The following is a 6806-nucleotide window of genomic DNA, read 5'->3' on the forward strand; positions in this document are numbered from 1 at the left end:
TGCCGGCGCGGGGCCGTCCTCCAGGCGGACGCAAGCGTAATTTTCGTGCCTATCGGCAATAGCGGCGCCAGCGTCCGGAACGGGCCAAAACAGCGCGGTGGGTACCCTAGTGTGGCTGAATAACCACTAGTCAGCCGTTTATGTTGATGAATAAATATTTTACAGAACAATATTCTTGCAGCGCATCAGCCGCGTGAAATAAAGTGGCGCCTTACTGAAAAGTTGGTGTTCATCAGACATCCCAGAGATGCGGCCGGAACCACTGTTGACGTACGAGACAGTCAGGGCAGAGCCAGTGACGCCGAGAGCGGGGGGACATCCGCTCGCGCTGTTGCACCGTGATGGTGCAAACGATCGTCCAGCGCCGTACATTCCGGAGACAAGTTGCAAGAAAGACAGATTTCGCAATTCTTTTTTTAAACTTCTGGGAAACCACATGATCAAGATGTCCAAGATGCACAAGCGTTTGTGCGCCAAAAGCGCAGCGATGCTGGCACTGTCCGCTGCCTTGCCGATCGGCTCGGCTTACGCCGATGAAGCCGCTGCTGACACGGCCCCTGCCGCCAGCCAGCTGGAAACCGTGACCGTCACGGCACAGCGCCGCAAGGAAAATATCCGCGACGTGCCCGTCTCCGTTTCGCTGCTGCGCGACGAGAAGCTCGACGTGCTGGTATCGGGCGGTCAAGACATCCGCGTGCTGGCCGGCAAAGTGCCGAGCCTGAATGTGGAATCGTCGAACGGCCGCACCTTCCCCCGCTTCTATATCCGCGGCTACGGCAATACCGACTTCAACATCTTCGCATCGCAACCGGTTTCCCTGATTTACGACGACGTCGTCCAGGAAAATCCTATCCTCAAGGGTTATCCGATCTTCGACGTGGCCGGCGTGGAAGTATTGCGCGGCCCGCAAGGCACCTTGTTCGGCCGTAACACGCCTGCCGGCGTGGTCAAGTTCGAATCCGTCAAGCCGAGCCTGGACAAGGTCGAAGGCTATTACAGCGGTTCGGTCGCCACGCACAACACCATCAATGCCGAAGGCGCCGTCAACGTGCCGCTGAGCAAGGAATGGGCGATGCGCGTCTCGACCCTGCGCCAGCACCGCGACGACTATGTCGACAACACGTTTACGGGCCAGAAAAATGCGCTGGACGGCTACAACGAACACGCCGAGCGCGTGCAGCTGCTGTACGCGCCGAACACCACGTTCAACGCCCTGTTCAACGTGCATCAGCGCAGCACCACGGGCAGCGCGCGCGTCTTCTACGCCAACATGATCAAGCAAGGCACGAACGATATCGTCGACGGTTTTGACCCGAACAAGTCGTTCACCAATGCACCGAACTTCCAGCAATTGCGCACCAACGGCGCCAGCGCCCGTCTGAGCTGGGACCTGGACGGCGTCAAGCTGTATTCGATCACCGGTTTCGAGCGCGTGGGCAGCTATGTGTCGCACGGCGACATCGACGGCGGCGCGCCGACGGGCCCAGGCTTCATTCCCTTCCAGGTGGAAACGGCCGGCGGCATCACGAGCGTGAAGCAATACTCGCAAGAATTCCGCGCCGAATCGAAAAACGCCGGCCCGGTCAACTGGCAGGCAGGCGTGTACTATTTCAACGAAGATGCCAACGGTTTCTCCGACACCTTTGACACCAGCACGCATGTGCTGGCCTCGCACCTGGCCAGCCGCCAGAAGAACACGGCCTGGGCCACGTTCGGTTCCGTCAACTACGCCGTGAACGACGACTTCATGCTGCGCGCCGGTTTACGCTACACCAAGGACAAGAAGGATTTCGATACGGTTTCGGCGAACAACGTCGTGCAGATCAATCCGACCAGCGCCGATGTCAGCAAGGCCAAGGTCAACTGGGACTTGAGCGGTACCTATAAGTACAACAAGGACGTGAACTTCTACGGCCGTATCGCCACCGGTTTCCGCGCGCCAAGTATCGCCCCGGCCAGCACCAGCGTGCCGGTCACCGTGGCCGATGCGGAAACCATCACCTCGTACGAAGCCGGCATCAAGGCCGACCTGTTCAACCGCCGCGCGCGCGTCGCCTTCAGCGTGTATGACTACCAGGTGAAGAACCAGCAGCTGACGGTAGTGGGCGGCACGTCGAACGTCACGCGCCTGATCAATGCAGCCAAGACGAATGGCCGCGGCGCGGAACTGGAACTGGAAGGTTTCGTCACGCCGAGCCTTAAAATGTCCCTGGGCGGCAGCTACAACTTCACGGAAATCAAGGACCCGAGCCTGTCGATCGCCACCTGCAATCCATTGCGTTGCAGCGTGACCGATCCGAAAAACGCGGCTGGCAACGCCATCATCGATGGCAACCCGCTGCCGCAAGCACCGAAGTGGACGGTAACGGCCACGGGCCGCTACTCGATCCCGATGGAAAACGGCGAATTCTTCGTCTTCACGGACTGGGCTTACCGCAGCAAGGTCAACTTCTTCCTGTATGAAGCGACCGAGTTCGCCGGCAAGGCCATGCTGGAAGGCGGCTTGCGTGTCGGTTACACCTGGGATGCCGGCAAGTATGAAGTGGCAGCTTTCGGCCGCAACATCACCGACACCAAACGCATCACGGGCGCCATCGACTTCAACAACCGCACGGGCTTCATCAACGAGCCGCGCCAGTTTGGCGTGCAGTTCAAAGGCAACTTCTAATTGCCTGATACCAGGCGCCAGCCATGTGCTGGCGCCTGCATTGCTACCCGCCGACGGTTCGCCGCGGCGGGTTTTTTTATGCTTGTTCGGGAAGCCGCGCCAGCCGCTGTGCCCAGGCGGGAATCGCCTGCCGCCAGAAATCCTCGACCGATGTCGCATGCACCGCTATGCCCAGAAACCGGGCGGCCGGCAGCAGGGCTGAGCGCAGCAGGTCGGCGGCGTTGCCGGCTGTATCGAAGGCGAGGGCGCCCGTCTGCTTGGACAGCTTTTCGCCGCTGTCGTTCGTGACAACCGGTACATGTAAAAAGCCCGGATGCGGCAAGTGCAAGACGTCTTGCAGATACAATTGGCGCGGCGTGGAGTCGAGCAAATCGGCGCCGCGCACCACCTGCGTGATGCCCTGCGCGCCATCGTCGACCACCACGGCCAGCTGATACGCCCAGTAGCCATCGCCACGCAGCACGATGAAGTCACCCACTTCGCTGGCCAGGTCCTGCCGCTGCGGCCCATGCCAGCGGTCGGTAAAACCGTACACGGCGTCCGCCCCTTGCGGCAAGCGCAAGCGCAAGGCCCGTGCCGCCTTGCCCGGCGCCAAGCCATGACGGCAAGTGCCCGGATACACGGCCGCGCCTTGTTTCGCCGCCCCCGCCTGCATTACAGAATCCTGAATCTCCTTGCGCGAACAGCCGCAGGCATACACCAGCCCCGCATCCTGCAGCTGCTTCAGCGCCGCCTCATACAGCGGCAGCCGCCGGCTCTGCCACGTCACCTCGCCGTCCCAGTGCATGCCGCAGCGCTGCAAGCTGGCCAGGATGCCCATATCGGCACCCTCGACATTGCGGTCATAGTCCAGATCCTCGATGCGCAGCAGCCAGGTGCCGTGATGCACCTTGGCATCAAGATAGCTGGCCATGGCGGCAACGAGCGAACCCATGTGCAGGGGGCCGGAGGGGGAGGGGGCGAAGCGGCCGGTGTAGGGGGCGGTGGGGGCGGAAATGTTCATTCGTGCGGGCAAAAGCGGTGACAGAGGCAAGGCGGGGTGGCACCAGTATCGGCGAGGCAGCCAGGTGTGTCAAATGAGCGGAGTGTGGGCAACGGAAGGCGATGTCGATCGCAGTGGCGGTGTGTCGTTTGCTTCGAGTAAAAGGTGATGGTACTGCGCATCTCTTGCAAGGCCGCATGGTGTGCGGTGTTCCACGATCGCGCTCTCCGCCAGCTGGAAAGCTTCATGCTGGCATCAGGCGTGACCGTGGGTGTTGATACTTAACAATGAATCCTAGAAATGGTATTCGGCACGTATCATCGGCGTCTTCGCCGTTTGCCCCACGTTGCCAGTGGTGGCGGCCGAGTTGCCGAATTTGTTCTTCCAGTACTGGTATTCCAGGCCTACGCGGAAGGTGTTTTTCGGGCTGCCCAGGGCCGCGCCCACGTCGAACATGACTTGCATGTCGATATTGGTTTCCACTGCCGTGTCACGTCCCACTTCATCCTTGCCCTTGGAGTCGATGAGGTTGAAGAAGCCTTCGAACGAGAACAGCGGCGACAGGGGGATGGCCCAGGCACCCGTCAGCATGGCGTGCGTCTTGTACGTGTAGCGGCCCGTCACTTGCGAGATGGGCGGGAAGGCGCCGCTGGGGGCGTTGCTTTCACGCAGCAACAGCAGGCTGGTGTTGAAGAAGCCGGGCACGTCCCACATCAGGGTGGGGCCGGCCACCAGCATGCGCTTGCGCGAGTTGTAGCCGACGTCGTTCTTGGTGTTGACGTCGAAACCCAGGGTGACGCCGACGCCGCGCACGGGGCCGAACTTGATGTCGCTGCCGCGCACCTTGCCGATGTCGATGGTGTTGCGGTACACCAGGTAGGCCTCCTGTGCGCCGGACGTCTTGCCCAGCGCGCCAGGGTCCTTGCTGTCGGACATCAGGAAATCGAGGTTGACGAAATTGCTGCCGTATTTGTAGCCGCTGGCGTGCGTGATGGCGAAGATGTTTTTCTTGATGTCTTCCGGATTGAACGGTTCGCGGTAGTCATTGCCGGCGCGCCAGCTCAGCGCGGTGTCGCTCCATTCGGCAGCCTGCGCGGTCGTACCCACGCCGAGAGCGGTGGTGAGGCAGAGCAACAGACAAGGTAGTTTTTTTGGCACTTTCGGCTCCTGGTGGCGGTGTGGGGAAACGGGAAATAGGATGGCAGGGGGCGCCCGCACGATGCGCTGCGATAGGACCAGTTGCGCGCCGTTCAATCCATGATGCGAGAAGCGCCGCGTTGGGCGATATGTCTTATCTGCATACTTACTATCAGTTCTTGCATATAATCATCGCACCTTCCCGCCCTTGCGGGGCAAGGCGGCCGCTGTAAAGCTGATAATTTTTTTCGAAATTGTATACAGGTGTTGTTTTTTTTGCGGAAATAGAAATGCACGCCGCCACGCCGTGTCCCCAAGCGCTGCGGATGCCGATACGATAGAGACAACAGCTTGATTTTTTCCACCGGCGACGATGCCGGCTATCCCGCAGCGAGGCATGAAAAAAACATGACGGCACGCCTGGAATTACTCGGTATCAGCAAGCGTTATCCGGCCGTGGTGGCCAATGACGGCATCCACCTGAACGTGGCGCCCGGACAGATCCATGCCGTGCTGGGCGAGAACGGCGCCGGCAAATCGACCTTGATGAAAATCATCTATGGCGCCGTGCAACCGGATGGCGGCCGCATCCTGTGGAATGGCCGCGAGGTGCAAATCGCCAGCCCGGCGGCTGCGCGCGCGCTCGGCATCGCCATGGTGTTCCAGCACTTTTCCCTGTTCGATACCTTGACCGTGACGGAAAACATCGCCCTCGGTCTGCCTGCAGGCAGCAACATGGCGGAGCTGGCGCGGCGCATCGAAGACACGGCGCGCCAGTACGGCCTGGACCTGGAACCGCAGCGCCATGTGCACACGCTTTCCGTGGGCGAATGCCAGCGCGTGGAAATCGTGCGTGCCTTGCTGGCCAGGCCGCAACTCTTGATACTCGATGAACCGACGTCCGTGCTGACACCGGGCGCCGTGGAAAAACTGTTTACAACGTTGCGTCAGCTGGCGGCCGAAGGCTGCAGCATCCTCTACATTAGCCACAAGCTCGACGAGATCCGCGCCCTGTGCCATACCTGCACGGTGGTGCGCGCTGGCAAGAACGCAGGCGTGTGCGACCCTGCGCAAGAGTCGGCGGCCAGCCTGTCGCGCATGATGATCGGCGCCGAGCCGCCGGCCGTCACGCGCGTGGCGCGCACGCCGGGCGCGGCCATGCTCAGCGTCAAGGGCCTCGATCTGCCGAAGAGCCACCCGTTCGCCACGCAGTTGACGGACATTCATTTCGACGTGCGCGCGGGAGAAATCGTCGGCATCGCCGGTGTTTCCGGCAATGGCCAGCAGGAATTGCTGGCCGCCCTGTCGGGCGAGGATACGCGCGCGCCCGCCGCCAGCATCGTGCTGAACGGCGCGCCAGTGGGGCGTTTGCCGCCGGGCCGCCGGCGCGCGCTGGGCTTCGGTTTCGTGCCGGAGGAAAGGCTGGGACGCGGCGCCGTGCCCGACATGGCGCTGGCCGACAACGTTTTATTGAGCTTGCAGACTCCCGCCACCATCCGCCACGGCTTCGTGCGGCACAAGGTGATCGCGCAGCGGGCTGCCGCCATCATCGCCCGCTTCCAGGTCAAGGCGGGCGGACCGCAGGCGCTGGCGCGCAGCCTGTCGGGGGGCAACTTGCAGAAATACATAGTCGGGCGCGAAGTCATGCGCGAACCCACCGTGCTGGTGGTGGCGCAGCCGAGCTGGGGCGTGGACGTGGGCGCGGCCGCGCAGATCCGCGCCGAATTGCTGGCCTTGCGCGACGCCGGCTGCGCACTGCTGGTGGTGTCGGAAGAGCTCGATGAATTGTTCGATATCAGCGACCGTTTGCTGGTGATGGCAAAGGGAAAAATCTCGCCGTCCCTGGACGTGGGCGAGGCCAGCGTGGCGCAGGTGGGGCAATGGATGAGCGGGCTGTGGCCGCAGGAGGTTGCCCATGGCTAAGTTCGTCTTGCGGCTGGAAAAGCGTCAGGTGTGCCCGAAGGGGACGGCCCATGGCTAAGTTCGTCTTGCGGTTGGAAAGCGTCAGGTGTATCCGAA

At 61.8% G+C, this 6806-nt stretch carries 4 protein-coding genes; 2 read left to right on the forward strand and 2 right to left on the reverse strand.

Going from position 1 to position 6806, the window contains the following annotated elements; all coding sequences use genetic code 11:
* The first annotated feature begins 436 nt into the window (after positions 1-436).
* Positions 437-2668, forward strand: coding sequence for a TonB-dependent receptor (locus tag JaAD80_RS01540; protein ID WP_102292568.1), 2232 nt, complete (start codon positions 437-439; stop codon positions 2666-2668).
* 76 nt (positions 2669-2744) lie between these two features.
* On the opposite strand, the gene gluQRS is transcribed toward JaAD80_RS01540, so the two are convergent.
* Both gluQRS and JaAD80_RS01550 read right to left on the reverse strand, forming a co-directional pair.
* Positions 2745-3671: a tRNA glutamyl-Q(34) synthetase GluQRS gene (gene gluQRS / locus JaAD80_RS01545; protein ID WP_102292569.1), complete on the reverse strand. Its 927-nt coding sequence runs from the start codon at positions 3669-3671 to the stop codon at positions 2745-2747.
* Positions 3672-3944: 273 nt separating this feature from the next.
* Positions 3945-4757 carry an outer envelope protein gene (locus tag JaAD80_RS01550; protein ID WP_102292577.1) on the reverse strand — a complete coding sequence of 271 codons (813 nt, stop codon included), beginning with the start codon at positions 4755-4757 and terminating at the stop codon, positions 3945-3947.
* A 438-nt stretch (positions 4758-5195) separates the two neighbouring features.
* Between JaAD80_RS01550 and JaAD80_RS01555 the strand changes: the two genes are divergently transcribed.
* A complete protein-coding gene (locus JaAD80_RS01555; protein ID WP_102292578.1) occupies positions 5196-6710 on the forward strand; it encodes an ABC transporter ATP-binding protein in 1515 nt (504 codons plus the stop codon).
* Positions 6711-6806 lie beyond the last annotated feature (96 nt).

It is taken from the genome of Janthinobacterium sp. AD80, from assembly GCF_002878455.1.
Classification (GTDB): Bacteria; Pseudomonadota; Gammaproteobacteria; order Burkholderiales; family Burkholderiaceae_D; genus Janthinobacterium.

Excerpts from the sequence above, each read along its gene's own strand:
- JaAD80_RS01555 (WP_102292578.1), top strand. The coding sequence starts at position 5,196 with ATGACGGCACGCCTGGAATTACTCGGTATCAGCAAGCGTTATCCGGCC.
- JaAD80_RS01540 (WP_102292568.1), top strand. The coding sequence starts at position 437 with ATGATCAAGATGTCCAAGATGCACAAGCGTTTGTGCGCCAAAAGCGCA.
- gluQRS (WP_102292569.1), bottom strand. The coding sequence starts at position 3,671 with ATGAACATTTCCGCCCCCACCGCCCCCTACACCGGCCGCTTCGCCCCC.